The sequence below is a fragment of the Acidimicrobiia bacterium genome, assembly GCA_036271555.1.
Classification (GTDB): Bacteria; Actinomycetota; Acidimicrobiia; order IMCC26256; family PALSA-610; genus DATBAK01.
In genome coordinates, this window is sequence record DATBAK010000003.1 from 57,716 (window position 1) to 83,298 (window position 25,583).

The 25,583-nt window shown below is 69.3% G+C and carries 22 protein-coding genes and 1 tRNA gene; 15 read left to right on the forward strand and 8 right to left on the reverse strand.

Annotation, left to right across the window (positions count from 1 at the left end; genetic code table 11):
* Position 1: 1 nt before the first annotated feature.
* The 7 genes from VH914_01480 (at position 2) to VH914_01510 (ending at position 4,695) form a co-directional block, all read left to right on the forward strand.
* Positions 2-838 (forward strand): DegV family protein, encoded by an 837-nt coding sequence (locus tag VH914_01480; GenBank protein ID HEX4489851.1) that lies wholly within the window; start codon positions 2-4, stop codon positions 836-838.
* Positions 838-1,398, forward strand: coding sequence for an RNA polymerase sigma factor (locus tag VH914_01485; GenBank protein ID HEX4489852.1), 561 nt, complete (start codon positions 838-840; stop codon positions 1,396-1,398). Before VH914_01480 ends, VH914_01485 begins: the two co-directional genes overlap by 1 nt.
* Positions 1,398-2,015 (forward strand): hypothetical protein, encoded by a 618-nt coding sequence (locus VH914_01490; protein HEX4489853.1) that lies wholly within the window; start codon positions 1,398-1,400, stop codon positions 2,013-2,015. The genes VH914_01485 and VH914_01490 overlap by 1 nt, the downstream gene beginning before the upstream one ends.
* A 51-nt stretch (positions 2,016-2,066) precedes the next feature.
* On the forward strand, positions 2,067-2,354 hold the full coding sequence (locus VH914_01495) for a hypothetical protein (GenBank protein HEX4489854.1): 288 nt from the start codon (positions 2,067-2,069) through the stop codon (positions 2,352-2,354).
* The gene (gene trxB / locus VH914_01500; protein ID HEX4489855.1) at positions 2,351-3,286 is read left to right on the forward strand and encodes a thioredoxin-disulfide reductase; all 936 of its coding nucleotides are present in this window, start codon (positions 2,351-2,353) and stop codon (positions 3,284-3,286) included. Before VH914_01495 ends, trxB begins: the two co-directional genes overlap by 4 nt.
* A 90-nt stretch (positions 3,287-3,376) precedes the next feature.
* Entirely contained in the window at positions 3,377-3,706 is a 330-nt protein-coding gene (trxA, locus tag VH914_01505; GenBank protein ID HEX4489856.1) for a thioredoxin, read from the forward strand.
* On the forward strand, positions 3,703-4,695 hold the full coding sequence (locus VH914_01510; GenBank protein ID HEX4489857.1) for a peptidoglycan-binding protein: 993 nt from the start codon (positions 3,703-3,705) through the stop codon (positions 4,693-4,695). The genes trxA and VH914_01510 overlap by 4 nt, the downstream gene beginning before the upstream one ends.
* A 14-nt stretch (positions 4,696-4,709) precedes the next feature.
* Here VH914_01510 and VH914_01515 read toward each other — a convergent pair whose 3' ends face one another.
* The 7 genes from VH914_01515 to rpmH all read right to left on the reverse strand — a co-directional run bounded on the left by VH914_01515 (position 4,710) and on the right by rpmH (position 11,322).
* Positions 4,710-5,603: a ParB/RepB/Spo0J family partition protein gene (locus VH914_01515; GenBank protein ID HEX4489858.1), complete on the reverse strand. Its 894-nt coding sequence runs from the start codon at positions 5,601-5,603 to the stop codon at positions 4,710-4,712.
* Positions 5,578-6,354: an AAA family ATPase gene (locus VH914_01520; GenBank protein ID HEX4489859.1), complete on the reverse strand. Its 777-nt coding sequence runs from the start codon at positions 6,352-6,354 to the stop codon at positions 5,578-5,580. The genes VH914_01515 and VH914_01520 overlap by 26 nt, the downstream gene beginning before the upstream one ends.
* 1,424 nt (positions 6,355-7,778) lie before the next feature.
* Positions 7,779-8,492: an RsmG family class I SAM-dependent methyltransferase gene (locus VH914_01525; protein HEX4489860.1), complete on the reverse strand. Its 714-nt coding sequence runs from the start codon at positions 8,490-8,492 to the stop codon at positions 7,779-7,781.
* Positions 8,493-8,511: 19 nt separating this feature from the next.
* A complete protein-coding gene (gene jag, locus VH914_01530; protein ID HEX4489861.1) occupies positions 8,512-9,483 on the reverse strand; it encodes an RNA-binding cell elongation regulator Jag/EloR in 972 nt (323 codons plus the stop codon).
* 9 nt (positions 9,484-9,492) lie between these two features.
* Positions 9,493-10,578 carry a YidC/Oxa1 family membrane protein insertase gene (locus VH914_01535; GenBank protein HEX4489862.1) on the reverse strand — a complete coding sequence of 362 codons (1,086 nt, stop codon included), beginning with the start codon at positions 10,576-10,578 and terminating at the stop codon, positions 9,493-9,495.
* Entirely contained in the window at positions 10,572-10,862 is a 291-nt protein-coding gene (yidD, locus tag VH914_01540) for a membrane protein insertion efficiency factor YidD (GenBank protein HEX4489863.1), read from the reverse strand. The genes VH914_01535 and yidD overlap by 7 nt, the downstream gene beginning before the upstream one ends.
* Positions 10,863-11,187: 325 nt before the next feature.
* Positions 11,188-11,322, reverse strand: coding sequence for a 50S ribosomal protein L34 (rpmH, locus tag VH914_01545; GenBank protein ID HEX4489864.1), 135 nt, complete (start codon positions 11,320-11,322; stop codon positions 11,188-11,190).
* Between the two features lie 295 nt (positions 11,323-11,617).
* On the opposite strand from rpmH, the gene dnaA reads away from it, so the two are divergent.
* From dnaA to VH914_01585, 8 genes are all read left to right on the forward strand, one after another.
* Positions 11,618-13,051, forward strand: coding sequence for a chromosomal replication initiator protein DnaA (dnaA, locus tag VH914_01550; protein HEX4489865.1), 1,434 nt, complete (start codon positions 11,618-11,620; stop codon positions 13,049-13,051).
* A gap of 220 nt (positions 13,052-13,271) precedes the next feature.
* Positions 13,272-14,363: a DNA polymerase III subunit beta gene (gene dnaN / locus VH914_01555; GenBank protein ID HEX4489866.1), complete on the forward strand. Its 1,092-nt coding sequence runs from the start codon at positions 13,272-13,274 to the stop codon at positions 14,361-14,363.
* Between the two features lie 77 nt (positions 14,364-14,440).
* Positions 14,441-15,565, forward strand: coding sequence for a DNA replication and repair protein RecF (gene recF, locus VH914_01560; GenBank protein HEX4489867.1), 1,125 nt, complete (start codon positions 14,441-14,443; stop codon positions 15,563-15,565).
* Between the two features lie 4 nt (positions 15,566-15,569).
* Positions 15,570-15,878: a DUF721 domain-containing protein gene (locus VH914_01565; GenBank protein HEX4489868.1), complete on the forward strand. Its 309-nt coding sequence runs from the start codon at positions 15,570-15,572 to the stop codon at positions 15,876-15,878.
* 167 nt (positions 15,879-16,045) lie between these two features.
* Positions 16,046-17,953: a DNA topoisomerase (ATP-hydrolyzing) subunit B gene (gyrB, locus tag VH914_01570; GenBank protein ID HEX4489869.1), complete on the forward strand. Its 1,908-nt coding sequence runs from the start codon at positions 16,046-16,048 to the stop codon at positions 17,951-17,953.
* 23 nt (positions 17,954-17,976) lie between these two features.
* Positions 17,977-20,544 (forward strand): DNA gyrase subunit A, encoded by a 2,568-nt coding sequence (gyrA, locus tag VH914_01575; GenBank protein HEX4489870.1) that lies wholly within the window; start codon positions 17,977-17,979, stop codon positions 20,542-20,544.
* Between the two features lies 1 nt (position 20,545).
* The gene (locus VH914_01580; protein HEX4489871.1) at positions 20,546-21,067 is read left to right on the forward strand and encodes a DUF3566 domain-containing protein; all 522 of its coding nucleotides are present in this window, start codon (positions 20,546-20,548) and stop codon (positions 21,065-21,067) included.
* Between the two features lie 50 nt (positions 21,068-21,117).
* Positions 21,118-21,191: transfer RNA gene (locus tag VH914_01585), tRNA-Ile, on the forward strand.
* Positions 21,192-21,246: 55 nt separating this feature from the next.
* On the opposite strand, the gene VH914_01590 is transcribed toward VH914_01585, so the two are convergent.
* Entirely contained in the window at positions 21,247-25,464 is a 4,218-nt protein-coding gene (locus tag VH914_01590; GenBank protein HEX4489872.1) for a PKD domain-containing protein, read from the reverse strand.
* Between the last annotated feature and the right edge of the window lie 119 nt (positions 25,465-25,583).

Below are 25,583 nucleotides of genomic sequence, written 5' to 3' on the forward strand. Positions count from 1 at the left end.
CATGCCAGTTCGGATCGTGAGCGACAGTGCCTGCGATCTCCCGCCCGCGCTCTGCGACGAGCTCGGCATCGAGATCGTGCCGCTCTCGATCCGTTTCGGTGCCGACGAGCTCGTCGACCGGGTCGAGCTCACGACGGCCGCGTTCTGGGAGCGCCTCGGTCGGACGACGGTCCTCCCCGAGACGGCTGCGCCGTCGGTGGGCGCGTTCGAGACGACGTTCCGCGATCTGCACGAAGGCGGCGCCGACGGCATCGTGTGCGTCAACCTCTCGTCGAAGATGTCGGCGACGATGCAGTCGGCGCAGATCGCGTCGAAGTCGCTCGACGGTGTGTGCCCCGTCAGAGTCTTCGACTCCGAGAGCGCGTCGATGGGCATCGGCATGCTCGCGTTGCGCGCCGCGCGCCTCGCGAACGACGGCGCCGACGTCGACACGATCGTCACCGCGCTCGAAGACGCGCGCACCCGCGCCCACGCGCTGTTCACGCTCGACACGCTCGAGTACCTCCGCAAGGGCGGGCGCATCGGTGGCGCGCAGGCGCTGCTCGGATCGATGCTCTCGATCAAGCCGGTGATCACGGTCAAGGACGGCGAGGTGTCGCCGGTCGCGAAGGTGCGCACGCGCTCGAAGGCGTTGCGTCACGTCGTCGATCAGGTCAAGGAACGCCCCGTCGAGTCGCTGTTCGTGATGCACGCGAACGCGCCCGACGTCGACGCCTTCGTCGCGATGTTCGAACCGATCGTCGAGAACGCGGAGATCGTCGTCGGCGAGATCGGACCGGTCGTCGGCGTGCACACCGGCCCCGGCGTCATCGGCGTCACCTGGTTCGAGGGCCACTGATCGATTTCGACGACGACGAGCTCGCTCGCCGCGCGTCCGGCGGCGACCGCGCCGCGCTCGAAACGCTCCTCGAACGGCACGTCGACCGCATCCACGCGGTGTGCCGGCGCGTGCTCGGCAACGCCGACGACGCGCTCGACGCGACCCAGGAAGCGCTGATCGCGGTCGCGCGCGGCATCACGCGCTTCGACGGCCGCGCGCGCTTCACGACGTGGCTGTACCGAGTCGCGACCAATGCCGCGCTCGACGAAGCGCGCCGCCGTCACCGCCGCCCGATCCCGTCGGCGATCGATCCGGACCTGGTGTCGTCGGGCGACGCGACCGGCGCGGTCGACGCGCGCCTCGACGTCGACGCCGCGCTCGCGACCCTCTCGCCCACCGCGCGCGCCGCGGTCGTGCTGCGCGACCTCGCGGGCCTCGAGTACTCCGAGATCGCCGAGGTGCTCGACATCCCGATCGGCACCGTGCGGTCGCGCATCGCGCGCGGTCGCGCCGCGGTCGCCGAGCATCTCGGGAACCCCGACGACCCCACCGAACGCCCAAGCTCACGAGCCGTGTGATGACCAACGAACCGAACGACCCCGACGAACCGCTCGACGGCGCACTCGCGCGGGCGCGCGACGCCATTGGCACGTCCCCACCACCGCTCGACGAGGCGACGCGCCGCCGGCTCGTGAACCGCGCCCTGGCCGAGCGCGCACCCGCACCGACGCCGGCGCCGGCGATCCGCCGATTGAATCGCGTCCCGCCGCCCCTCCTCGCCGCGGCCGCAGTGATCGCGGTCGTCGGGCTCGGCGTGTGGGCCCTCGCGGCCATGTCGCACTCCACGAGCGAGACGGGCAGCGCATCACGGAACGGTGCCGGCGCGGCCACGACGACCCCGAAGGCGGCCGCGCTCGGCGACGTCTCCGAGCCGCGCCGCCTGCTCGCGCAGGTCCGCGCCGCACTCCGTGCGCAGCCCACCGACGCGCCCATCACGAACCCGTCGATCCCCGGCCGTCAGTGCGTCACGACCGTGAAGACGCCTGCGGGCGTCACCGCGCGGCCCTTGTCCACGGCGACGTATCGAGGGGCTCCGGCGATCGTGGTGGTGGCTCGCGACGACCGCAAGACGCTGATCTACGTGCTCGATCGGCGAGACTGCCGGCTGCTCACGTCTCAGTTCTTCCAGGGTTGACGCGGGGTACGATCTCCGCTCCTCGGTCGCTCTCAGGGGGTTCAACCGCGCATGGCCGACTGGACCACCGAAGCCGTCGACACGATCGAGAAGGTCGTCGGCGCGGTGCGCGAGCGCACCGTCGTCCCCGCGCACCGGTTCACGCGCGTGGTCGTCTACGGCATGTTCGCCGCGTTCGCGGTCGTCACCGCGCTCGTGCTGCTCGTTCTCGGAGCCTTCCGCGGCGGCGTGCTCGTCGCGCAGGGTGAGGTGTGGGCGGTCTGGCTGGTCCTCGGGGGAATCTTTGTGGTGCTGGGGCTCTTCTTCTGGGCCAAACGCAGCCCGAGGAGCAGTGAATGAGCGGGAACCCGAGCGCCGTGCGCGACGTCGTCATCGTCGGATCGGGCCCGGCCGGCCTCACGGCCGCGGTCTACACCGCGCGTGCGAACCTCGAGCCGCTCGTCATCGAGGGCGTCGGTGCCGGTGGGCAGCTCATGCTCACGACCGACGTCGAGAACTTCCCCGGTTTCCCGAACGGGATCATGGGCCCAGAGCTCATGATGCTGTTCCGCGAGCAGGCGCAGCGTTTCGGCGCCGAGTTCGTCTCCTCCGACGTCGACCGCGTCGACCTCTCGCAACGCCCCTTCCGCATCCACGTCGGCGACGCCGAATACCAGGCGAAGTCGGTGATCATCTCCACCGGCGCGACCGCGAAGATGCTCGGCCTCGAGTCGGAGCAGCACCTGCTCGGGCACGGTGTGTCGACCTGCGCGACGTGCGATGGCTTCTTCTTCCGCGATCTGCCGATCGCCGTCGTCGGTGGCGGCGACTCCGCGCTCGAGGAAGCGAACTTCCTCACGCGCTTCGCGACGAACGTCACCCTGATCCACCGGCGCAAGGAGTTCCGCGCGTCGAAGATCATGCAGGACCGCACGTTCGCGAACCCGAAGATCAGCGTGTTGTGGAACACCGTCGTCGAGGAAGTGCTCGGCAATGGCAAGGTCGAAGCGCTGCGCATGCGCGACGTCGAGACCGATTCGACGAGTGATCTCGCGGTGAGCGGCGTGTTCGTCGCCATCGGTCACACACCGAACACGGCGCTGTTCGAGGGCCAGCTCGACTTCGACGAGAACGGCTACATCCTCACCAAGGCAGGCTCGTCGGCGACATCGATCCCCGGCGTCTTCGCGGGCGGCGACGTGCAGGACCACATCTATCGGCAGGCGATCACCGCCGCGGGTTCCGGCTGCATGGCCGCGCTCGACGCCGAGCGTTATCTCGAAGCGCTGTAGCGCTGCGAACGGCGCGGAATCGCCGCCGGCAGGCGGGTGTTCCGCAACCGACGGGTACACTCCACCCGCTTTGCGAAAGGAACGTTCTCCGTGTCCGACGCCATTGTCACGTTGTCCGATTCCACGTTCGACGAGTCCGTGCTGGGCTCCGACGTCCCGGTCGTCATCGACTTCTGGGCCGAGTGGTGTGGACCTTGCAAGATGATCGCCCCCGTTCTCGAGGACATCGCCAACGAGAACAAGGGCAAGCTCGCCGTCGCCAAGTTGAACGTCGACGACAACCCCGACATCGCGCGTCGTTACGAGGTGCTCAGCATCCCGACGCTGCTCGTGTTCCAGGAGGGTGAGCTGCGCAAGCGGCTCGTCGGCGCCAAGGGCAAGGCGCAGTTGCTGCAGGATCTGTCCGAGTTCATCGCTTGACCGGCCGGCCCGTGCTCCGGGCCGGCGCGACCGGTGAGGCCGTCGGTGAGCTGCAGCGGCGGCTCGCCGTCGCCGGCATTCCCGACGACGGAGCCGAAGGCGAGTTCGGTCCCGACACCGAGCGCGCCCTGCGCGAGTTCCAGACCAAGCGCGGGCTGCGGGTCGACGGTGTGTGCGGACCCGAGACCTGGGATCACCTCGTCGAGAGCTCGTTCCAGCTCGGCGACCGCATGCTCTTCCTTGCCCGCCCGTTCCTGCGGGGCGACGATGTCGCAACCCTCCAGCGGCGGTTGAACATGCTCGGATTTCACGCTGGGCGCGAAGATGGCATCCTCGGTCCCCAAACTGAACGCGCTCTGCGCGAATTTCAGCTGAACGTCGGGCTTGCGACCGACGGCCAGTGCGGCCGCGCCACGCTGCTCGGCCTCGACCAGGTCGGCGCCCTGTCGGACGGATCCGCGGCCGCGGTGCGCGAACGCGAGGCCCTGCGGCGCGACCCGCGCCGGCTCGCGAGCCGGAGGCTGTACGTGACCGCCGATCCCGCGCTCGAGGGTTTGGGTCAGGCGGTCGCACGCGCGCTGCTCGAGTCGGGCGCCCGGGTGCTGATCGACACATCGGGTCGCGAGAGTCGCGACCTCGCCGAAGAGGCGACTCACTACGGCGCCGACGTGGTCGTCGCACTCGGCGTCGGCGACGAGCCGGGCCGGCGCGTGACCTACTTCGCGACCTCGACGTTCCGATCTGAACGCGGCTACTCCCTCGCAAGGCGCATCGCCGAGGAGCTCGACCGGGTCCACGGACCGGTCGAGGCCTGCGGCCGCGCGTACGGCATCCTGCGCGAGACGCCGATGACCGCCGTGGAGTGCCAGCCTGCGGGACGGGACGACGAAGACGGGCTGCGCGCCGCAGCGGCCGCGCCGGTCGCGCTCGTCAGCGCGATCGTGTGTGGTGTTCGGCGCGGTGTCGAGGAACCGATCGAGAACGGCTGATCCTCGGTCGGGCGTCAGTCCGCCGACGTCGGGGCAGTCGAGCCGTTGGTCATCTTGCGGTAGATCCGCTCGAGGTCCTCGAGGTCCGCGAACTCGACGATCACCCGACCTCGGCGGTCGGCGTCCGACATGACAACGCTCACGCGGGTGTCGAGATGATCCGACAGCAGGTTCTCGAGCTCGGGTAGGCCCGGTGGGCGGAGCTTGCGCCCGGCTCGCGCGACCCGCTCGGCGACCGGCTCGCCGCCGCGTGCCCGAACCGCGTCCTCGACCGAGCGAACCGAGAGATCGTCCGAGACCGCGCGGCGGGCAAGCTGCTCCTGGAACGCACGATCGGGAGTGCCGAGCAGCGCGATCGCATGACCGCGCTTGAGCGAACCGTCGTGGATGTAGCGCTGCACGGTCGGCGGGAGCTGCAGGATCCGCAGGCAGTTCGAGACCGCGGCCCGGCTCTTGCCGATCCGGCGCGCAACGTCGTCATGGGTCAGCTGGAAGTCCTCGATGAGCTGTTGATACGCGGCGGCCTCCTCGAGCGGATCGAGGTTCTCCCGCTGCACGTTCTCGACGATCGCCTGCTGCAACGCGAGCGCGTCGTCGGCCACCCGCACGACTGCCGGGATCGTCTGGAGCCCGACTCGACGTGCGGCGCGCCAGCGGCGTTCGCCCGCGATGAGCTCGTACCCGTCGCCGGACAGCCGGACCAGGACCGGTTGGAGGACGCCCACCTCGCGGATCGACTCCGCAAGGGTCGCGAGTGCCTGCTCGTCGAAGATCTCGCGCGGCTGATGAGGGTTCGGACGGATGGACTCGGTCGGAAGCTCGAGCAGCCCGGCCGCCGGCATCGCTGCCGAATCGCCGGACGGGATGAGCGCGCCGAGCCCCCTACCCAGCCCGCCGGGTCGCGCCACGGCTGACCTCCTTGGCGAGCTCGCGGTAGGCGATCGCGCCCCGCGAGGATGAATCGAACACGATGATCGGCTGACCGAACGACGGCGCCTCGGAGATGCGCACCGTCCGAGGAACGACCGTGCGGTAGACGCGCGACCCGAAGTGCAAGCGGACCTCCTGTTCGACCTGTTCCGCGAGCTTCGTGCGGGCATCGAACATCGTGAGCACGATGCCGCGCATCTCGAGCGTGGCGTTCAAGTTGGTCCGGACCAGCTTGACGTTGCGCAGCAGCTGACCCAAGCCCTCGAGCGCGTAGTACTCGCACTGGATCGGAACGAGGACGGCATCCGCCGCGGCCAACCCGTTCACAGTGAGCAGACCGAGGGACGGCGGGCAGTCGATGAGCACGAAGTCGTAGTCGTCGCTCACTGCGCTCAGCGCTCGTCGAAGCTTCAGCTCACGGGACATCGCCGGGACGAGCTCGATCTCGGCGCCGGCGAGATCGATCGTGGCCGGGATGACGAAGAGGTTCCGCACACTCGTGGGTTCGACGCAGTCCTCGACCGGGACGTCGTTCATGATCACGTCGTAGACCGAGCCCTCGACGTTGCGATGGCTGATGCCCAGTCCGGTTGTCGCGTTGCCCTGGGGATCCAGGTCCACCACGAGTACACGGAAACCGAGTTCGGCGAGCGCAGCGCCGAGGTTGACGGCGGTGGTCGTCTTCCCGACGCCGCCCTTCTGGTTGGCGACCGCCAGCACCGACGGCATCTCGATCGGCGGCAGCGGTGCCATGGTGTCGGGCGACGGCACGGCACTCGACGACTCGACGGGTGGCGCCGAATCGGGCGCCTCGACATGGGATTCGTTCACCGGCGCATCGCTTTCCTGGGTTCACCCGCGACGAGGAGGAGGGGGTTCGGCGAGCCCAGGATCCGTCCATGCGACCCGGCTCTCGTCGCCCGTAGGCGCCCGATCTTCCCCGTGTTCCACGTGGAACATTGTCCCGTGGGGTCGCATCGTACTACCGCGCCGCGCGCGAGGGAATGCCCCGCGGCCGATTCGTCGCAGCTTCCGAGACACACGGTCGGCCTTCCGACGTTTATCCCCAACCCTGTCAACAGCCTGGGTATATGTAGAGGCTGGTGGCCGTTTCGCGCTCCGCAGCGCTCTGAGACGGTTCGGTGGACGTTCCACGTGGAACGTCGCCGCCTCAATCCGGCCCCAGGGCAGCGTTTGGCGGCACGCCGTGCCTGTGCCCGACCCAGCATCGGCGAGCGGGCGTGATCCGCCGTCGCCGCGCGGTGAGCCATCGGCGGGTCGGCTCGATCCGGCGCAGGTTCACAACCGAGGTTCCCCGGCGCCGCTCGTTCGGGACCGCGAAGTTGTCGGAAATGGCGTCGGCGGGTCGGCTCGATCCGGCGCAGGTTCACAACCGAGGTTCCCCGGCCCCGCTCGTTCGGGACCGCGAAGTTGTCGGAAATGGCGTCCGTGGCCAATCCGGCGCGGGGATCACGACGCCGGCGCCCGTCGGTCCGCCTCGGCGACGGCCCCGGGGCCGTCGGAAGTGACGTCGGCGGCCGGCGACCGTCCTCGGCCGGCGCGAGCCGTCGTCACTCCATGCCGGGCGGCGGCCCCCGGTTCGATCCGCCGCGGGATTGCCACGCCGGCGCCCGCCGTCCGGCGGGTCACAGGGAGACCACCGGGCAGCTCGGGAATTGGCGTCGGCACCCGCCTCTATCCGCCGTCGCTCCGTACCCGGCATCGGCGACCGGTTGATCCCGCGCAAGATCACGCCGGCGCTTCTTCCGGTCGGGCTCGTCGGGCTGACCGTACCGGTCGAAAGTGGGACGGCGTCGATTCGTCCGCCGTTCTCCGTGGCGAGGCGTCGACGGCCGGTCCGATCCGCCGTCAGGATCGCGTTGCCGGCGCCCTTCGGTCCCGTCGACGTTGACCGCGGCGCCGTCGGAAGTGACGTCAGGGCGGCGGGTTCGATTCGCCGTCGCTCCGTTCGAGGCACCGGCAGCCGCTTCGATCCGCCGCGGACGACGATGCCGACGCCTTCGGTCCGGACGTCGGTCGCGGACCACCGGGACGAGTCGGAAGTGGCGTCGGGCCTGCTCGGCGCTCACCGGGTGGCCCGAGCAATCATGGAGGTTGACGTTCCACGTGGAACGTCAACCTCAGTGAACCGGCTACCAGAGCGGGCGCTTGGCGGGGACGCCGTTGCCCCGAGGCCAGGCGTCGTCGAGCGGCTCGATCCGTCGCAGGACGACGATGCCGGCGCCTTCGGTCCGACGTCGGTCGCCGACGGCGAGGCCGAGTCGAGCGAGACCTTCCGACGGCCACCGATCCGCGTCGGTTTCGGGCTCGCTCACCACGAGCACTCCGTGCGGCGAAACGAGCGCCCCGCCGATCTCCGCAGTGACCGCCGGACTTGCGAACGACCGGGCCACCACGAGCGGCGACGACGCCCGGAGCTCGGGCCGACGGGCGAGCGTCTCGCCCCGCCCCTCGAAGACAACGATCCGATCCGCCCAACCGAGACTCCGAACCGTCTCCCGAAGGAACGCGCAGCGCCGCGCCGAGGCATCGAGCAGCCCGCCGCCCGCGTCCGTCCACACGGCCGCGAGGGCGAGCCCCGGAAGCCCGCCGCCCGAGCCGAGATCGAGGAACGGCGACGCAACGATCTCGGCTTCCTCGATCAGTTGGAGGAGTGCCCGTGCATGAGTCAGTTGCTCTGCCACGGGACGAGGGCCGAAGAACCCGAGCCGCCGAGCCTCTTCGAGCGCCCGATCGAGCTCCGCTTGATCGAACGGGACGGCCGCATCGACGCGATCCGCGAGGCGATGCGTCGGGTCGAGATCGGCTTGATCGAACGGGACGGCGCCGCCGACGGAATCCGTCACCCGACGAGCCGGCTCGGAATCAGGCCGGGCGGATCACGACGTGACGGCGGGCGTCCTCGCCCTCCGACACGGTCGACAGCCCGTCGAGTTCGGCCACGGTGTCGTGCACGACCTTCCGGTCGGCGGCCGACATCGGCTCGAGCGCGCGAGCGTCGCCGCCCGACTGCACCTCGGACGCCACCTGGCGCGTGAACTCGGCGAGCGCCTCGCGGCGTCGCTGGCGGTATCCGCCGACGTCGACGTGCAGCCGCGCCCGCGCGCCATCTCCCGCGTGCTGCACCGCGGCGCGGGTCAGCTCTTCGAGCGCCGCGAGCGTCGCGCCCTTGGGCCCGACGAGAAGGCCGAGACCATCCCCCTCGATGTCGAGCTCCACGCCGTCGTCCTCGGTGCGAGTCGTCCGCACCGAACCCCCGACCCCGAGCGCGTCGAGCAGGCCCTCGACGAATTCGACTGCGACAGCTTCCTGCTCGTCGAGATTGACTTCGCTGTCCATGTCGGGCTGCTCCTCTTCATCTGACTCTGTGACTTCGGCGCGATTCGGGCGGTTGCGTGATCGCGACCGGTTCCGGCGCTTGGGACCCGGTGCCGCGCCGGCCGGCGCGGAAGACTCCGCGGCCCCGGTGGCTACCTCGGCTGCTGGCGTCGGTTCGGGCTTCGGTTTCGACCTCGGCTTGGGCTTCGACTTCGCCGCGCCGCCACCGCCGCCCTCGCGAGCAGGCCGCTTCCGGCCTCGACTGCCGCTCGAACCTTCGCCATCGCCCCGTCCGCCTTCGGAGCGGCGCCGACGCCGGCGGTCGGCCGGCTTCTCCCGCGAGAGCGGCTTGATGCGGGCGCGGATGCGGGCGTCGCTGCGACCGATCCGCCCGAGGAACCCGGAGCGGGCTTCGTCGAGCACTTCGAACTCGAGCTCGGACTCATGGACGCCGAGCTCGTCGAGCGCCCGTTCCTTCGCCTCGTCGACCGTACGGCCGGTGACTTCGATCCACTCCATGGCGGTCGGTCAGCGCTTGCGCTTCTTGCGCCGGGCGCCGGCCGACATTGAAGTCGGCCCGCCGTTCCCGGCTCCCTTACCCGTGCCATTGCCGCCGGCCTTGCCGGCACTACCGTTCCCGCCGCTCTTGGCCGGTGATCTCCCGCCCGCGTTCGTCGCCGCGCCCTTTCCACCCGCGCCTTTGGGCGCACCGGGCCGGCGCACGCTCGGCTTCGAGCCTCCCGTGGGCCGACTCGCGGTGTCGACGACGGACCCGTCGTCTTCCCCGCCGTCGTCGTCGTCATCGTCCGCGACGGACGCCTTCGGGGCCGGCGCCGCGTGCGCGTCGTCGTAGATCTTGTTGAGGACGAGGTGTTGCTGCCCGATCCGCCAGACGTTGCTCGTCACCCAGTAGACGATGAGCCCGGACGCGAATCGGAGCGACAGCACGCCGAACACGACCGGGAAGACCTTGGTCATGAACTGCATCTGCGAGTTGATCGCGCTCGCGGCCTGCGGCTGGTTCTGCTGGCGCGCCATGGTCTGGCGGGCCTGGTACCAGCCGCTCGCGATGATCAGAAGGATGCTGATGACGTACGGGATGACGGTGGCGATGGACTCCGCCCGCACGCTCCACAGCGACTTCGACATGTCCATGCCGAGGAATCTGAGGCCCTTGGGATGGACCTGACACTTCCCGCTGGCGACCGCCGCCTTGCCGCAGATGTCGACGTAGAGCTTGTTGAACTGCCCCGTCTTCGGGACGTTGCTGTGGACCTTCTCGAGGACATGGAAGAGCGAGATGAAGATCGGAATCTGCATCACCAGGGGCAGGCACCCGGCGAGCGGGTTGATCTTGTTCTCCTGGTAGAACTTGAGGATCTCCTCGTTCTGCTTCTGCTTGTCGTTCTTGTACTTCTGCTGCAGGCGCTTGATCTCCGGCTGCACCTTCTGCATGGCGATCATCGAGCGAGCCTGCTTCGCGGTGAGCGGGAACAGGATCAGCATCACCACGCAGGTGACGACGATGACCGCGACGCCGAGATTGTGCGGCGGCACCACCGAGTAGGCGACGGCGAGCAGGTAGCCGAGGGCCTTGTAGATCGGGTTCAGCACGGGCCGGCCTTCCGGAGCGACGGGGCGCCGCGGCGCGAGGGACGCGCCTCCGGAACCGGATCGAAGCCGTGCCCGCCGAGCGGGTGGCACCGACCGAGACGGCGCAGAGCGAGGAGCGAGCCTGCCGCCGCGCCGTGTGCGGCAATGGCCTCACGCGCGTATTGGGAGCAGGTGGGGAAGTAGCGACAACGCGGCAGACGGTGAACCGTCGCGCGCTGGTAGAGGTTGAGGGCGGTGTCGGCCGCCCGTGCGGATCGGCTCGTTCGGGGCGCGTCGGGCGTCATGAGGCGTCCTCGTGGGCACGGGCGATCAGGTTCAGCCACGCGGCCGTGAGCTCATCGGGCGTGCTCCGTCGTACTTCGGGACGAACCCCCACCAGATATTGCCAATCGGGACGGAGTTGGGCTTCGTGCGCCGCGATGACGTGGCGCAGCCGGCGACGGACGCGGTTGCGGTCGACCGCGCCGCCGGCGCGGCGACCGATCGCATACGCCACGCGCGGCGGGCCCGGGTCCGCGGCGCGACAGCAGGTCAGCACGAGCGGACCCCGCCGGTGACGGCGGGCGGAATCGAAGGCACGGAATTCACGGGGGGCTCGGACCCTCCAGATCACGCCGAAAGGCGGGTGCGGCCCTTCGTTCTCCGGTTCTTCAGGAGGGCGCGACCCGCGCGGGTCGACATGCGATGGCGAAAGCCGTGCTTCTTGTTGCGGCGCCGGTTGTTGGGTTGGAACGTGCGCTTCACGCAATGGCCTCCTCGGCCCGGATAGGCGCGCAAGCCCTGGCGTCCGTCGTCGGACGCGGCTGCGCAGACCCCACAGTCTACGGCCGTCGAGCGCGGCGCGGCAATCGGCGGGCGCTGGACGAGGCGTCGCCTTGTCGCTCCCGAGGGCCGATGGTACGGTCCGAAACTGCGCCCAACGGTCCGGCCCCGGACGGCGCACACTTCCCCGGAACCGTTCACGTTCGGACCTTGGAGAGGCCACTCGCGCCGCCGCCGGTCCGGGCGAGAGGCTTTCTCCACACCTGTGGATGTTGCTGTGGACAACCGGGACGACGAGGACTACGCGAACCGTGCCGGTGCGGAAGACCTATGGAGCAAGGTCTCGCTCGCGGTCCAGAGCCAGCTCGCGGAGTCGACCTGGAACACCTGGTTCCGGGGGGTTCGGGCACTCGCACTGCGAGCCGATGACGACGTCCTCGTCCTCGCGGTGCCGAGCGCGCTCGCAGTCGAACGCATCCGTCGGAGCTACGTCGGCATCCTGAACGACGCCGCGCAGACGCTCAGTGGGACGCCGATGCGGTGCGACTTCGTCGTCGAGACCGACCCGCGCGAGCTCGAGCTCATGGACCTGCCGCCCGTGGTGACCCCCGCGCCGCAGCACGAGGCGCCGGCGCCCCTGCTCGCGGCCGTCGACGAGGCCGAGCCGCGGACGAAGGGCTCGCTGAACCCGAAATGCACGTTCGAGAACTTCATCGTCGGATCGTCGAACCGCTTCGCCCAGGCCGCGTCGCTGTCGGTCGCGGAGTCGCCCGCCCGTACCTACAACCCGCTGTTCATCTACGGACCGGCGGGCCTCGGCAAGACGCACCTGCTGCAGGCCATCGGGCAGCACGTGCTCTACCTCTTCACGACGAAGCACGTTCGCTACGTGTCGACCGAGACGATGATGAACGAGTTCGTCGACGCGATGCGGCTGAAGTCGATGCCGTCGTTCAAGCGCCGCTACCGCGAGGTCGACGTGCTGCTCGTCGACGACATCCAGTTCCTCGAGCGCACGGAACAGCTGCAGGAAGAGTTCTTCCACACCTTCAACGACCTGCACGCGCGCGGCAGCCAGATCGTCATCTCGTCCGACCGGCCGCCGAAGTCGATCGCGACCATCGAAGACCGGCTCCGCAGCCGCTTCGAGTGGGGGCTCATCGTCGACATCCAGCCCCCGGAGCTCGAGACGCGCCTCGCAATCCTGCGCAAGAAGGCGCAATCCGAGGGCCTCACCGGCATCCCGCCGGAAGTGTTCGAGTACATCGCGAAGAACGTCGTCGACAACGTCCGAGAGCTCGAAGGCGCGATCACGCGCGTCGCCGCGTACTCGACGCTGCACCGCGCCAAGTTGACCGAGGAGGTCGCGCGCGCGGTGCTCTCGGACATCCTCCCGGCGGAGCGGCGCCGCCAAATCACGCCGGACCTGATCCTCTCGGAGACCGCGGAGATGTTCCGGTTCCCGATCGAGGAGCTCATCGGCAAGAGTCGGCGCCGACCGCTCGTGAACGCACGTCAGATCTGCATGTACGTGTTCCGCGAGCTCACCGATTACAGCTATCCGCAGATCGCGAAGGTCTTCGGCGGACGCGACCACACGACGGTCATGCACGCGTACGAGAAGATCCGCGGTCAGCTCCCCGAGAAGCTCTTGGTCTTCGATCAGGTCAACGAGCTCATCAATCGCATCAAGCACGGATCGCCGGCATGAGCCGACCGGTGGACAACCCTGTGGATAGCTGGGGATATCTCCCGTCCACTGTGGACGCGCTCCGCGCTCCGCGACCCGAGCTGTGGAAACCTGTGGACAACGGAGCGGCTCGTCCACATGTCGATGGACCTTCCGACCTGCAGGGACGCGTTTTCGTGCACAATCCACAGCCCCTACAGAGACAAAGAGATCTTTCCGCGCGAATGACAGGAGATCTGAGGTGAAGTTCCAGTGCGAGCGGGACACCCTCGCCGAGGCGGTCGCCACGGTGCAGCGGGCCGTCGCCAGTCGTTCGGGCGCGCTGCCCGTGCTCACGGACCTGCATGTCACCGCGGATGCGGACGGCATCGAGCTCGTCGGCTCCGACCTCGAGATCACGAATCGGGTGCGGGTGCCGGCGCAGGTCGACGAGCCCGGCGTCGCCGTGATCCCGAAGCTGCTCGGCGAGATCGTGCGCAAGCTCGAGCCGGGAACGGTGACGGTCTCCGTGGACGACGAGGCGCACATCTCCGGCGGAGGGTTCACGACGACCCTGCGACTCAAGGCCGCGGACGAGTACCCGCGGCTCGGCACGAGTCACGACCAGGGCGTGCGCATCGAAGCGGCGGCGTTCGCGAGCGCGCTCCGGCAGGTGGTGCGTGCGGCGTCGAAGGACGACCTGCGGCCGATCCTGACCGGCGTCCTCGTCGCGGCGCAGCCGGGCGGACTCCGGCTCGTGGCGACCGATTCCTACCGGCTCGCGATGCGCGACCTGAAGGGCGTGAGCATGCTGGCCGAGGGCCAGAAGGTGCTCGTCGCGGCGAAGGGGCTCGCGGAGGTGCAGCGGCTCGCCGGTGACGGCGAGATCGAGATCGTCCTGGGTGAGCGCGAGGTCGTGTTCCGCACGTCGCGTGCCGAGGTGACGGCCCGGCTCATCGAAGGCGAGTTCCCGAACTACGAGCAGCTGATCCCGAGCGGCTACCCGAACCGGTTGACGGTCGCGAAGGACGCGTTCCGCGACGCCGTCGAGCGCGTGATGATCGTCGGGCAGGGCCGCGACAACGCGGCCGTGCGGTTGACGATGAGCTCCAGCGGCCTCGAGCTCTCGATGGTGGCGCAGGACGTCGGATCGTCGAGCGGCGCGGTCGACGCGAAGTTCGAGGGCACCGAGCTCGCGGTCGCGTTCAACCCGCAGTTCCTGCTCGAAGGCATCGACGCGGTCGACGGCGCGGAGGTCGCGCTCGACACAGTCGACCCGCTCAAGCCTGCGACCTTGCGATCGGCCGATGGCGGCGACTTCATGTATCTCCTCATGCCGGTGCGAACGTCATAGGTCTCGGCCAGCCGCCGCCGCAGCAGGCGCAGCAACCGTTCCGTCCCACAGACGGTGACGCGCACGCGGATGCGAACGTGAACGCCGGCACGGCGCGCGTCGCGCGCGTTTGGCTCAATGATTTCCGGTGCTTTCACGAGCTCGACGTCGAGTTCGCTCCGGGTCTCACCGTGCTCTTCGGTGCGAACGCGGTGGGCAAGACAAGCCTGTTGGAAGCGGTCGCGTGGGCCGCACGCGCGAAATCGTTCCGTGGCGTGCCCGACAGCGCGCTCGTGCGCAGCGGTTGCGACGAAGCAATCCTGCGCGCGGAGGTGCAGGAAGGAGAGCGCCGGCAGTTGCTCGAGGTCGCGATCCGCGCGTCGGGAGCGAATCGTGTGCTGCTGAATCGCAACCGGCTGACGCGCACGCGCGATCTCGCGGGTCTCGTGCGCGTGACCGTCTTCGCGCCCGACGATCTCGAGCTCGTGAAGGGCGGTCCGTCGGGGCGTCGCGATCTGCTCGACGATCTCCTCGGCGGGCTCGCGGCGCGCTACGACGCGGCGCGCGGCGACTATGAGCGGGTGCTGCGGCATCGCAATGCGCTCCTGCGCTCCGGAATCCGCGACGAAGACGATCGCACGACGCTTACGGTCTTCGACGAGCAGCTCGTGCAGGCGGGTACCGAGCTGGTGCGGGGCCGGGTCCAGCTCGTCGAACGCCTCCTCCCGGTGCTGACCACCAGCTACGCGCACCTCGCGGGCCGGGAGAGCGCGGTCGAGGCGACCTACGTCGCGGAATGGTCCGAGGAGCCGATCGCCACCACGTTGCTCGATGCGGTCGCAGGCGTGCTGCGCGACGCGCTCGAGCGGAAACGGAAGCAGGAGATCGACCGCGGCGTGACGCTCGTCGGTCCGCACCGAGACGAGCTGCGACTCCGACTCGACGATCTCGACGCGCGAACGCACGCGTCGCAGGGTGAGCAACGATCACTCGCGCTCGCGCTGCGACTCGCCGGTCATCACGTCACCGCGGACCTGACGGATGTGTCGCCGGTGCTGTTGCTCGACGACGTGTTCAGCGAGCTCGACGCGGCGCGCGCGGACGCGCTCGTGCGCGAGCTCCCGCCGGGTCAGACGTTGTTGACGACGGCGAGTGCGGTGCCACCCGGTGTCGATCCCGAGCAACGATTGCGCATCGTCGACGGCACGGTGCGCGCATCATGACCTCGTGACGCGCGACGAATCGACGCCGGTTTCATTGCACGACGCGCTCGTCGAGCTGACGTCGGAACTGCGCGTCGCAGGCCCCGAGGCAATGGCGGTCGTCACCGCGGCGTGGCCCGAGCTCGTCGGTCGCGAGCTCGCCCCACACGTGCGGCTGGGCACGTTGCGAGACGGTGTGTTGACCCTCACCGTCGAAGATCCCGCGTGGGCCACACCGCTTCGTTACCTCGAGTCCGACATCGTCGCGACGCTCGCGGATCGGCTCGGCGCGGGCGTCGTTCGCGCGGTGCGGATCACGGTCGCGCGAGGCTGACGAGACCGGGCGCGCGACCGCCGCGAAGGGCCCGGAACCACCCCCTGATCTGGTACCATGGAGGGACCGCCCACGACGGGTCTGACCTGGACTTTCAGCGTCCAGCAGCGGGTCTCGAACTTCCCCCTGTCCACCCGTTCGTCCACGCAGTGAAGAGGGTGCTTCTCGTGGCGTACGACGCCAAAGACATCACGGTGCTCCGGGGTCTCGAACCCGTCCGTGAGCGCCCCGGTATGTACATCGGCTCGACCGGTCCGTCGGGCCTCCACCATCTCGTCTACGAGGTGGTCGACAACGCGGTCGACGAGGCGATGGCGGGCTTCTGCACGCGCATCGTCGTGACGCTCCTCAGCGACGGCGGCTGCCGCGTGGACGACAACGGCCGCGGCATCCCGGTCGATCTGCACCCCGACTATCCCGACAAGTCCGCAGCCGAGGTCGTGCTCACGACGCTGCACGCGGGCGGCAAGTTCGGTGGCGAGGGCTACAAGATCTCCGGTGGTCTGCACGGTGTCGGTGTGTCGGTCGTGAACGCACTGTCGACGCGCCTCGACCTGCAGATCACACGCAATGGCGGCCGGTACGAGATGTCGTTCAAGGACGGTGGTCAGGCGCAGGGTCCGCTCGAGCGCGTCAGTGACGCGCCGGAAGACGCTTCGGGAACGACGGTGACGTTCTGGCCCGACGGCTCGGTGTTCGAGGACACCGAGCTGCGCGCGCAGACGCTGATGGAGCGACTACGCGAGATGGCGTTCCTGAACCGTGGTCTCGAGATCGTGTTCCGTGACGAACGCCCGGACCCGCAGATCGAGCAGACGTTCAAGTACGACGGTGGCATCAGCGACTTCGTGCGCCACCTGAACGCGTCCAAGGAGCCGCTCTCGGAGCACGTGATCGCCTTCGCGGACTCGAGCGACACGAGCGAGGTCGACCTCGCGATGCAGTGGAACACGGGCTACAACGAAGGCCTCCACTCGTTCGCGAACAACATCGCCACGACCGAGGGCGGGATGCACGAGGAGGGCTTCAAGAAGGCCCTCACGAACGCGGTGAACAAGTACGCGCGGGCCAAGAGCCTCCTGAAGGAGAAGGACGAGAACCTCCTCGGAGAGGACATCCGGGAGGGGCTCACCGCGATCATCAGCGTGAAGCTGCGCAACCCGCAGTTCGAAGGGCAGACGAAGACGAAGCTCGGCAACACCGACATGCGGTCGCTCGTCGAGAAGGTCACGAACGAGAAGCTCGGGGACTGGCTCGAGGAGCACCCGACCGACACCAAGGCCATCCTCACGAAGATCGTGCAGGCGGCACGGGCGCGTGTCGCGGCTCGTCAGGCCCGCGACCTCACGCGCCGGAAGTCACTGCTCGAGTCCGCGTCGATGCCGGGCAAGCTCGCCGACTGCTCGTCGCGTAACCCCGAGGAAGCCGAGCTCTTCATCGTCGAGGGCGACAGCGCGGGCGGCAGCGCGAAGCGCGCACGCAACCCGCACTTCCAGGCGATCCTGCCGATCCGCGGGAAGATCCTGAACGTCGAGCGCGCGCGCATCGACCGCATGCTGAAGAACGAGGAGATCCAGGCGCTCGTCACCGCGGTCGGCGCGGGCATCGCCGAGGACTTCGACTCCGAGAAGGTGCGCTACCACAAGATCATCGTGATGACCGACGCCGACGTCGACGGCAGTCACATCCGCACGCTGCTACTGACGTTCTTCTACCGGCAGCTGCCCGGGCTCGTGAAGCAGGGCTTCGTGTACATCGCGCAGCCGCCGCTGTTCCGCGCCGACATCGGCAAGGAGCGCACGTACCTCAAGGACGAGGCCGCGCTCGCGGCGTTCGAGGGGTCGCACGAGGGTCGCAAGATCGAGGTGAGCCGGTTCAAGGGTCTCGGCGAGATGGACTGGCAGGAGCTCGGCGTCACCACGATGGCGCCGGAGTCGCGCTCGCTGCTCCAGGTGTCGGTCGAGGACGCCGCCATCGCCGACGACACGTTCTCGCGCCTCATGGGTGACGACGTGGAGTCGCGCCGCACCTTCATCCAGGCGAACGCCAAGGATGTCCGCTTCCTCGATATCTGAGGATCGTCGAAAGCCTTTCAGTCATGTCCGACGACGGCCAGCAGACACTCGGTGGTGGCACCGAGCCCATCGAGATCCAGGAGGAGATGGAACGCTCCTTCCTGGACTATGCGATGTCGGTCATCACCGCGCGCGCGTTGCCCGACGCGCGCGACGGCTTGAAGCCGGTGCACCGCCGCATCCTCTACGGGATGTACGAGCAGGGGATGCGGCCGGAGCGGCCGCACAAGAAGTGCGCGAACGCAGTCGGTCAGGTGATGGCCTCGTACCACCCGCACGGCGACAGCGCGATCTACGACGCGCTCGCGCGCATGGCGCAGGACTTCTCCTTGAGGTATCCGCTCATCGACGGCCACGGCAACTTCGGATCTCCGGACCCGAACGACCGGCCGGCCGCGTCGCGCTACACGGAGTCGCGCCTCGCGCCGCTCGCGATGCGATTGCTCGACGGCATCGACGAAGACACCGTCGACATGCAGCCGACGTACGACGGCAGCACGAACGAGCCGCTCGTGCTGCCCGCGCGGTTCCCGAACCTGTTGGTCAACGGCGGCGGCGGCATCGCGGTCGGGATGGCGACGAACATTCCGCCGCACAACCTGCGTGAGGTCATCGACGCGACCGTCCACCTGCTCGCGAATCCCGAAGCGACGGTGAAGGACCTGCAGCAGTTCGTGCAGGCGCCCGACTTCCCGACCGGCGCGCTGATCCTCGGACGCGCGGGACTCGACGAGGTCTACGAGACCGGGCGCGGCTCGGTGCGCATGCGCGCGGTCGCCGAGATCGAGGAAGGGCGCAACGGCGGGGTCAGCATCGTCGTGTCGCAGATCCCGTACCAGACCTCGGCCGAGGTGATCGGCCAGAAGATCGCCGAGATCGTCGACGACCGCCGCGTCGACGGGATCCGCGACGTGCGCAACGAGTCCGCGGGCGACACCGTGCGGCTCGTGGTCGACCTCAAGCGCGACGCGAACGCGCAGGTGGTGCTGAATCTGCTCTACAAGCACACCCCGATGCAGACGAGCTTCCCCGTCAACCTGCTCGCGCTCGTCGACGGTGTGCCCCGATTGCTCAATCTGCGCGACGCACTGGGCCACTACATCGCGCACCAGGTCGAGGTCATCACGAGGCGGTCGCAGTATCGGCTCGACAACGCGCGCAAACGCGCACACATCGTCGAGGGACTCCTGCGCGCGCTCGACATGATCGACGCGATCATCGCGTTGATCCGCGCGAGCGCCGACGCGGCGGCCGCACGCGACGCGCTGCAGGCCGAGCCCTTCTCGTTCTCGGAGATCCAGGCCGCGCACATCCTCGACATGGCGCTGCGCCGGCTCGCGCAGCTCGAAGGTCAGAACCTGCGCGACGAGTACAACGAGCTCCAGACGAAGATCGCGGAGCTCGAGTCGATCCTCGCCGACGAGGCCAAGCTGCGCGGCGTGATCCGCGACGAGCTGCTCGACGTCCGCGAGGTGTACGGCGACGATCGGCGCACGAAGATCACGTTCGACCCCGGCGCGATCGACACGCTCGACCTCATCGACGATGAGGAGCTCGTCGTCGTGCTGTCGCACAACGGCTACGTGAAGACGGTCGCGGCCGACGCGTTCCGCACGCAGGCGCGCGGCGGACGCGGCGTCGCCGGCGCGAAGCTGCGCGACGAGGACTACGTCGAGCATCTGCTCACGACGACCGCGCACGCGTACCTGTTGTTCTTCTCGAACCGCGGTCGCGTCTACCGACTGCGCGCGCACGAGATTCCGATGAAGGATCGAACCGCGCGCGGGATCGCGCTCGTCAACCTGATCTCGCTGCAGCCCGACGAGCACATCGAGGCGATCATCGACACGCGCACCTACGAAGACGGTGCGTACCTGTTCTTCGCGACGCGTCGGGGCACCGTGAAGAAGACGCGCATGGGCGAGTACGACTCGTCGCTGCGGTCGGGGCTCATCGCGCTGAACCTGCATGCGGGCGACGAGCTCGTGCGCGTCGTGCAGACGAGTGGGCGCGACGACATCGTCATGGCGTCGCGCGACGGTATGAGCATCCGGTTCTCCGAGGAGGACGTTCGCCCGATGGGGCGGGCCGCAGCCGGTGTCCGCGGGATGCGACTCAAGAACGGCGATGATGGTGTCGTGAGCTGCGATGTCGCCCGCGAGGGCGCGGTGATGCTCTTCGTGTCGTCGAGTGGTCACGGCAAGCGCACTCCGCTCGACGAGTTCCATCGCCAGGGCCGGGGTGGCCAGGGCGTTCGCGGCATGAAGCTGCCCGCGGAGCGGGGTGAGGTCGTCGCTGCATTCACGGTCTCGGCGGACGATGAGATGCTGGTGTTCTCGTCGGGGGGAAACATCGTCCGAATGAGCGTGAACGAGATCTCGCAGCAGGGACGCGCCGCCACCGGTGTGCGCGTCGCGCGCCTCGACGAGGGCGAGAGCGTCGTCGCGGTCGCGCGCGTGCTCGAGACGGTGGGCGACGAGGCTGCAACCGCGGACGCGGACAGCGACGCGACGGATTTCGCGGACGACGCGGACGACGCGGATGTCGCGGATGGCGCGCCGCCGGTCGAGCCCGAGGACGAAGGTGACTGACGTGGCCAAGCGCGTCGCGTTCGACGCGGACGCAGACGCGCACACCGACGCGCACGCGGACGGCGACACCGGCGCGGCCGCGTCGACGACGCCGATGCTGAGCCGGCGCGAGCGTCTGAAGCAGCGCAAGCGCAACCTCGTGGTCGCCCCGGTCGGTCGCGCGAACCGCCGCAGCTATCGGCAGACGGTCACGAAGATCGATCTGTGGTCGGTGCTGAAGCTGGCGATCTGCTTCTATCTCGGCGCGTTGGTCGTCGTGCTCGTCGCCGCGATCGCGTTGTGGGAGATCGCGAGCGTCGCGGGCGTGATCGACTCCGTACAGAACTTCATGCGCGACCTGCTCGGCTCGAACGACTTCACGTTCCTGTCGTGGCGAATCCTGCGCGGCTTCACGCTGCTCGGACTCGTCATCGTGAGCGTCGGCACGATCATCACGGTCGTGGCGGCCGCGTTCTACAACCTCTTCGCCGAGATGATGGGTGGCGTCGTGATCACGGTCGTCGAGGAGGACGAAGGCCGCTGATCGCCCGGGGCCTGCAAATGCCCCGCTGGTACGATGCCCGCTCGGTTCCGGGGGCTATAGCTCAGTCGGTTAGAGCGCATCCCTGATAAGGATGAGGTCGATGGTTCGAATCCATCTAGCCCCACGCACGCACGCACGCAGCACCGTGCTCGTCGGCGGTCTCGAACGCGCGCCGTCCGTCAGCTCTTGATGCGGACCGTCACGGTGACGGCGGCGTGCTTGGAACCGTTGCGGCTCACCGTCCGGCCGGTGAAGACCACCCTGGTCGACGTGCCGTACGCGTCGGTCAACGTCAGCCTCACCCTGTAGTTCCCCGCGACCGCGTAGGTATGCGCAACCGTCGGCGTGGTCGCCGCCGCCGAGGAGCCGTCGCCGAAGGTCCACTGGTAGCTGACGATCGGCGCGCCGTTCGCGATCGATGCCGAGGCGTCGAATTGCGTCGGCTGCCCGGCCCGCCCTCGAACGGCGCTGAACGCGGCCGAGGGTGCCTGGTCGGGCAGGGTCGCGATGTCGATCGGCCGCGGTTCGTAGGTTCCCACGGTCGTCGGGATTCGTGCACCGACCGCATTGGTGGCGGTCTGGATCGGGGTGACCCCGTCGCTGCCGTCGCCATGCAGCGTGCCGAGCCCCGCGACGTACGCGAGGGCGCCGTCCGGCGAGAACGCGATGCTGTACGGGCTCAGGCCGACGCGGATCGCCGGGCCGGCTGCATTGGTCGCGACCGTGATCGGCGTGACCGTGTTGTCCGCGGAGTTCGCGATGTAGACGGTCCTGCCGTTCGGGTTGACCGCGACACCGATCGGGCGCGCCCCGACCGGGATCGCCGGCCCCGCGGTGTCGGTCGCGACCGTGATCGGCGTGACCGAGTTGCCGAGGTAGTTCGAGACGTAGACCGTCTTGCCGTTCGGTGTGACCGTGACGGCGCTCGGTTTCGCCCCGACCGGGATCGCCGGACCGGTCACGCCGGTCGCAGCCGTGATCGGCGTGACCGTGTTGTCCGCGGAGTTCGCGACGTAGACGGTCTTGCCGTCGGGCGTGACGACGATGCCGCCCGGCTGCGCGCCGACAGGAATGGCCGCGCGGGGCGTGCCCGTCGCGGTGTCGACGGGGGTGACGATGTTGCCGTCCTCACCTGCGACGTACACGGTGCTGCCGTCGGGGGAGATCGCCACCGCGTCCGGGCCGCCGGCGACGGCGATCGGCGTGCCCGCGGTGTGCGTCGAGATCGTGACGGGCGTCACCGTGTTCTCGGCGTAGCTGGCAACGTACGCAGTCCGACCGTCGGGTGTGATCGCGAAACTGAACGCGTAGGTCCCGACCGCCGTGGGCGCGCTCCCGTCGAGGGGCGCCAGCCAGTCGTTGTTCGTGTCCAAGATGTACGCATCGACGGGTTGCGCGACGACCAGCGTGGTCGCCGTCGCCGACTTGGCGCCGTTCCGACTGACCGTGCGCCCCGTGAACACGCGCGTCGTCGCCGTGCCCGTCGTGTCGGTCGCGGTGAGTCGCACGCGGTACGAACCCTGCCGGGCGAAGGTGTGGCTGACGTCCGCCGCGCCGGTGCTGACGGGGGCGGTGCCGTCGCCGAAGTCCCAGGTGTAGGTCGCGATCGGCGTCCCCGGCGCGCCCGAGGTCAGGGCGCTGAACGACATCGCGAGGCCGACCCCGTGCGTGAACCGGGCGACGGGGCCTTGATCCGGCGCGATCGCGATTCCCTGCGGTTGGTGGCCGACCGGCACCGCGGCTCCCGCCGTGTTGGTCGCGGTCGCGATCGACACGATCGAGTCGTCGCCGTACCTGGTCACCTCCACTGCGGATCCGTCGGGGGTGACGGTGAGGTCGAAGGGCGAGGCGCCGACTGCGATCGCCGCGCCCGCGCTCTTGGTCGCCGTCGCGATCGGTGTGACGGTGTTCGATCCGGAGTTGCTCACATAGACCGTCGAGCCGTCAGGGGTGACCGCGACACCGAACGGCTCCGCGCCGACGGCGATCGCCGCGCCCGCGCGGTTGGACGCGGTCGCGATCGGCGTCACCGTGTTCGAATCGGAGTTCGCGACATAGACGGTCTTGCCGTCGGGCGTCACCGCGAGCTGGCGCGGCGTGGTGCCGACGACGATCGTCTTGCTCGGCGTGTTCGTCGCGACCGTGATCCGCGTGACCGTGTTCGACTGCGAGTTCGCGACGTAGAGGAACTTCCCGTTGGGTGTGATCGCGAGACCGTTCGGTTGGACGCCGACGGGGATCGGCGTTCCCGCGGTGTTGGTCGCCGTCGAGATCGGGGTGACCGTGTCGGAGAAGCCGTTCGCGACGTAGAGGGTCTTGCCGTCGGGTGTGATCGCGAGCCCTTCGGGCAGCGAGCCGACGGGGATCGGCGTACCGGGAGTATTCGTGATCGTCGAGATCGGCGTGACCGTGTTCGATCCGGTGTTCCCGACATACGCGGTCGTGCCGTCGGGCGTGATCGCGATGCCGAACGGGGCCGTCCCCACGGTGATCGGCGCGCCGGCCACGTTCCCGACGATCGGCGTCACCGTGTTCGCGGCGGAGTTCGTGACGTAGGCAGTCGGACCCTGACACAGCACACCGGCGAGTGCCGCCGCGTTCGGTGTCCCGAGCCCGGTCGCCATGTCGTAACCCGGGCCCGCCGGAAAGAGCCCGGGGTGGTTGCCGTTGCTCTCGTCGTTGTTCCCGACCGTGACGTCGTTGAAGTACGTCGCGTACGACCGGGCCGCGGCGCGGTAGAGCGCGGGGTTGGCGAAGCCGACGCTCGTACCGGCACACGCCGGCGTCGAGTCGATCAGCGCGGTCATCGCCGCCCACAGCGGAGCCGACGCGCTCGTGCCGCCGACGGCGGTCCATCCTCCCTCGTAGACGACGTAGGCCGTGCTGGGAGCGGCGTCGGCCGCGACATCGGGTACCTCACGACAGAAGCCGGATCCCGCGGCGCACGGCGCGCCCGAGGAGTTCGCGTTGATCACGTGGAGTCCCGCCGGTGCGTCCGCCTGGTACGACGGCATCGGCCATGCGGTCGAGATGCCTCCGCCGCTGCCGCCCGCCGTACACCCGATGCCCGTACAGCCGTTCCACACGACTTCCGAGGGCGGCGATCCCTCGGCGACGACCCGCGTGCCCCCGACGCCGGTGACGTACGGGTCGTCGGCGGGGAAGTTGACGCTGAGGTCCCCACCCAACGTTTCGGCGCAGACATTGCCGTCGTCACCCGACGCGGCGAAGACCGTCTGGCCCTGCACCGCGGCCTGCGCGAAGAGCGTGGTGAACGGTTCGAGATCGCTGCGTGCCGTCACGAGCTCGCAGCTGCCCCACGAGATGGACACGACCGGCGCGGTGTCGGCGGTCACGATCGCGTTCAGCACGTCGTAGAAGGCGTTCCCCGCCGGCGGGGCTTGGTAGACGTCGACCGTCGCCTGGGGAGCGAGACCGATGACGGTCTCGATGTCGAGATTCGTCTCGGGGGTCCGGGGCGTGGCGTTTCCACCGTCGACGGGGACGTAGTTCACGGTCGCGTTCGTGCCGTAACACGCCTGGTACGCGGCGACGTCGCCGTGGTCGCTCCCTTCGAGCTCCATCAGCGCGACGTGCACGCCGTGGCCGAACGCGCCGGTCCCGTACAGGGGCGAGAAGCGATACATGGACGCGAGGCGATCCGCGGTGAAGGCCCCGAGGGCCGAGCCCGCGAACGACGCGGCCGCGCAGGGCTGCGGACCGCCGGTGACCACCTGCGATGCCGCAGACTTCGCAGTCGTGGCTGCCGCGCGCGCGGGAGGTGCCGCCGCGTCGCCCGCTCCGATCCGCTGCGGCTGGTGCACGGTGTCGAGCCCGATCACGGTTTGCACGAGCGCGGAGATCGCCGGCCGCAGCAGGGGCGCGGCGGTGTTGGCGAACGCGGTCCGTCCGTCGGCGAGTCGGTACCGGCGGAACCCCGTGCCGAAGGCCGCGCCGACGCGCGCGGCGGAGCCGGTGACCGGCAGGCTCAAGCGGTTGGCCGACGCCGTGCCGACCCGCAGGCCTTCGGCGCGCAGCGCGGCGCTCGTCGCCGCGAGCGCGGCGGGGGTCGCGCCGAAGTGCTGCGCGAACTGGTGCGGGGAGAGATAACGGCGGTACGCGCCGCTGCCCGGCGTCGCGACCGCGGTCGCGTACTGCTCGAGGCCGTGAGGGTCGCTCGGCTGGAGCGCGACGATGAGGTGCATCGCGGTGGAGGAGGCGAGCGTCCCGAGGGCGACGGAGTGCGCGGGTGCCGCGGGCGCGACACCGACCCGGCGTGCGTTTCCGACGAGCGCCGCTCCGCTGGTCGAGCGCGCCCGGCCTGACGCGCCGATCGCCGCCGCGGCCGGACCAGGAGCGCGGCCCGCGGCGGCCGCCGGGGCGGCGAGCGTGCCCATCGAAACGAATGTGACCGCCATGGCCACCACTAGGGCCGGCGCGGCCCAAGTGGCTCGGTGATTCCTGCGAGCTGCAGTGACCGTGTGCATCTGCGGTCCCCCTTCACGGCGCCGGGTGC

Coding starts and splice junctions, on each gene's coding strand:
- VH914_01520 (HEX4489859.1), bottom strand. CDS start 6,354: ATGCCGTCGGTGCTGGCGGTCGCCAACCAGAAGGGCGGCGTCGGGAAG.
- VH914_01490 (HEX4489853.1), top strand. CDS start 1,398: ATGACCAACGAACCGAACGACCCCGACGAACCGCTCGACGGCGCACTC.
- gyrA (HEX4489870.1), top strand. CDS start 17,977: ATGTCCGACGACGGCCAGCAGACACTCGGTGGTGGCACCGAGCCCATC.
- VH914_01590 (HEX4489872.1), bottom strand. CDS start 25,464: ATGGGCACGCTCGCCGCCCCGGCGGCCGCCGCGGGCCGCGCTCCTGGT.
- yidD (HEX4489863.1), bottom strand. CDS start 10,862: ATGACGCCCGACGCGCCCCGAACGAGCCGATCCGCACGGGCGGCCGAC.
- VH914_01480 (HEX4489851.1), top strand. CDS start 2: ATGCCAGTTCGGATCGTGAGCGACAGTGCCTGCGATCTCCCGCCCGCG.
- VH914_01495 (HEX4489854.1), top strand. CDS start 2,067: ATGGCCGACTGGACCACCGAAGCCGTCGACACGATCGAGAAGGTCGTC.
- trxB (HEX4489855.1), top strand. CDS start 2,351: ATGAGCGGGAACCCGAGCGCCGTGCGCGACGTCGTCATCGTCGGATCG.
- jag (HEX4489861.1), bottom strand. CDS start 9,483: ATGGAGTGGATCGAAGTCACCGGCCGTACGGTCGACGAGGCGAAGGAA.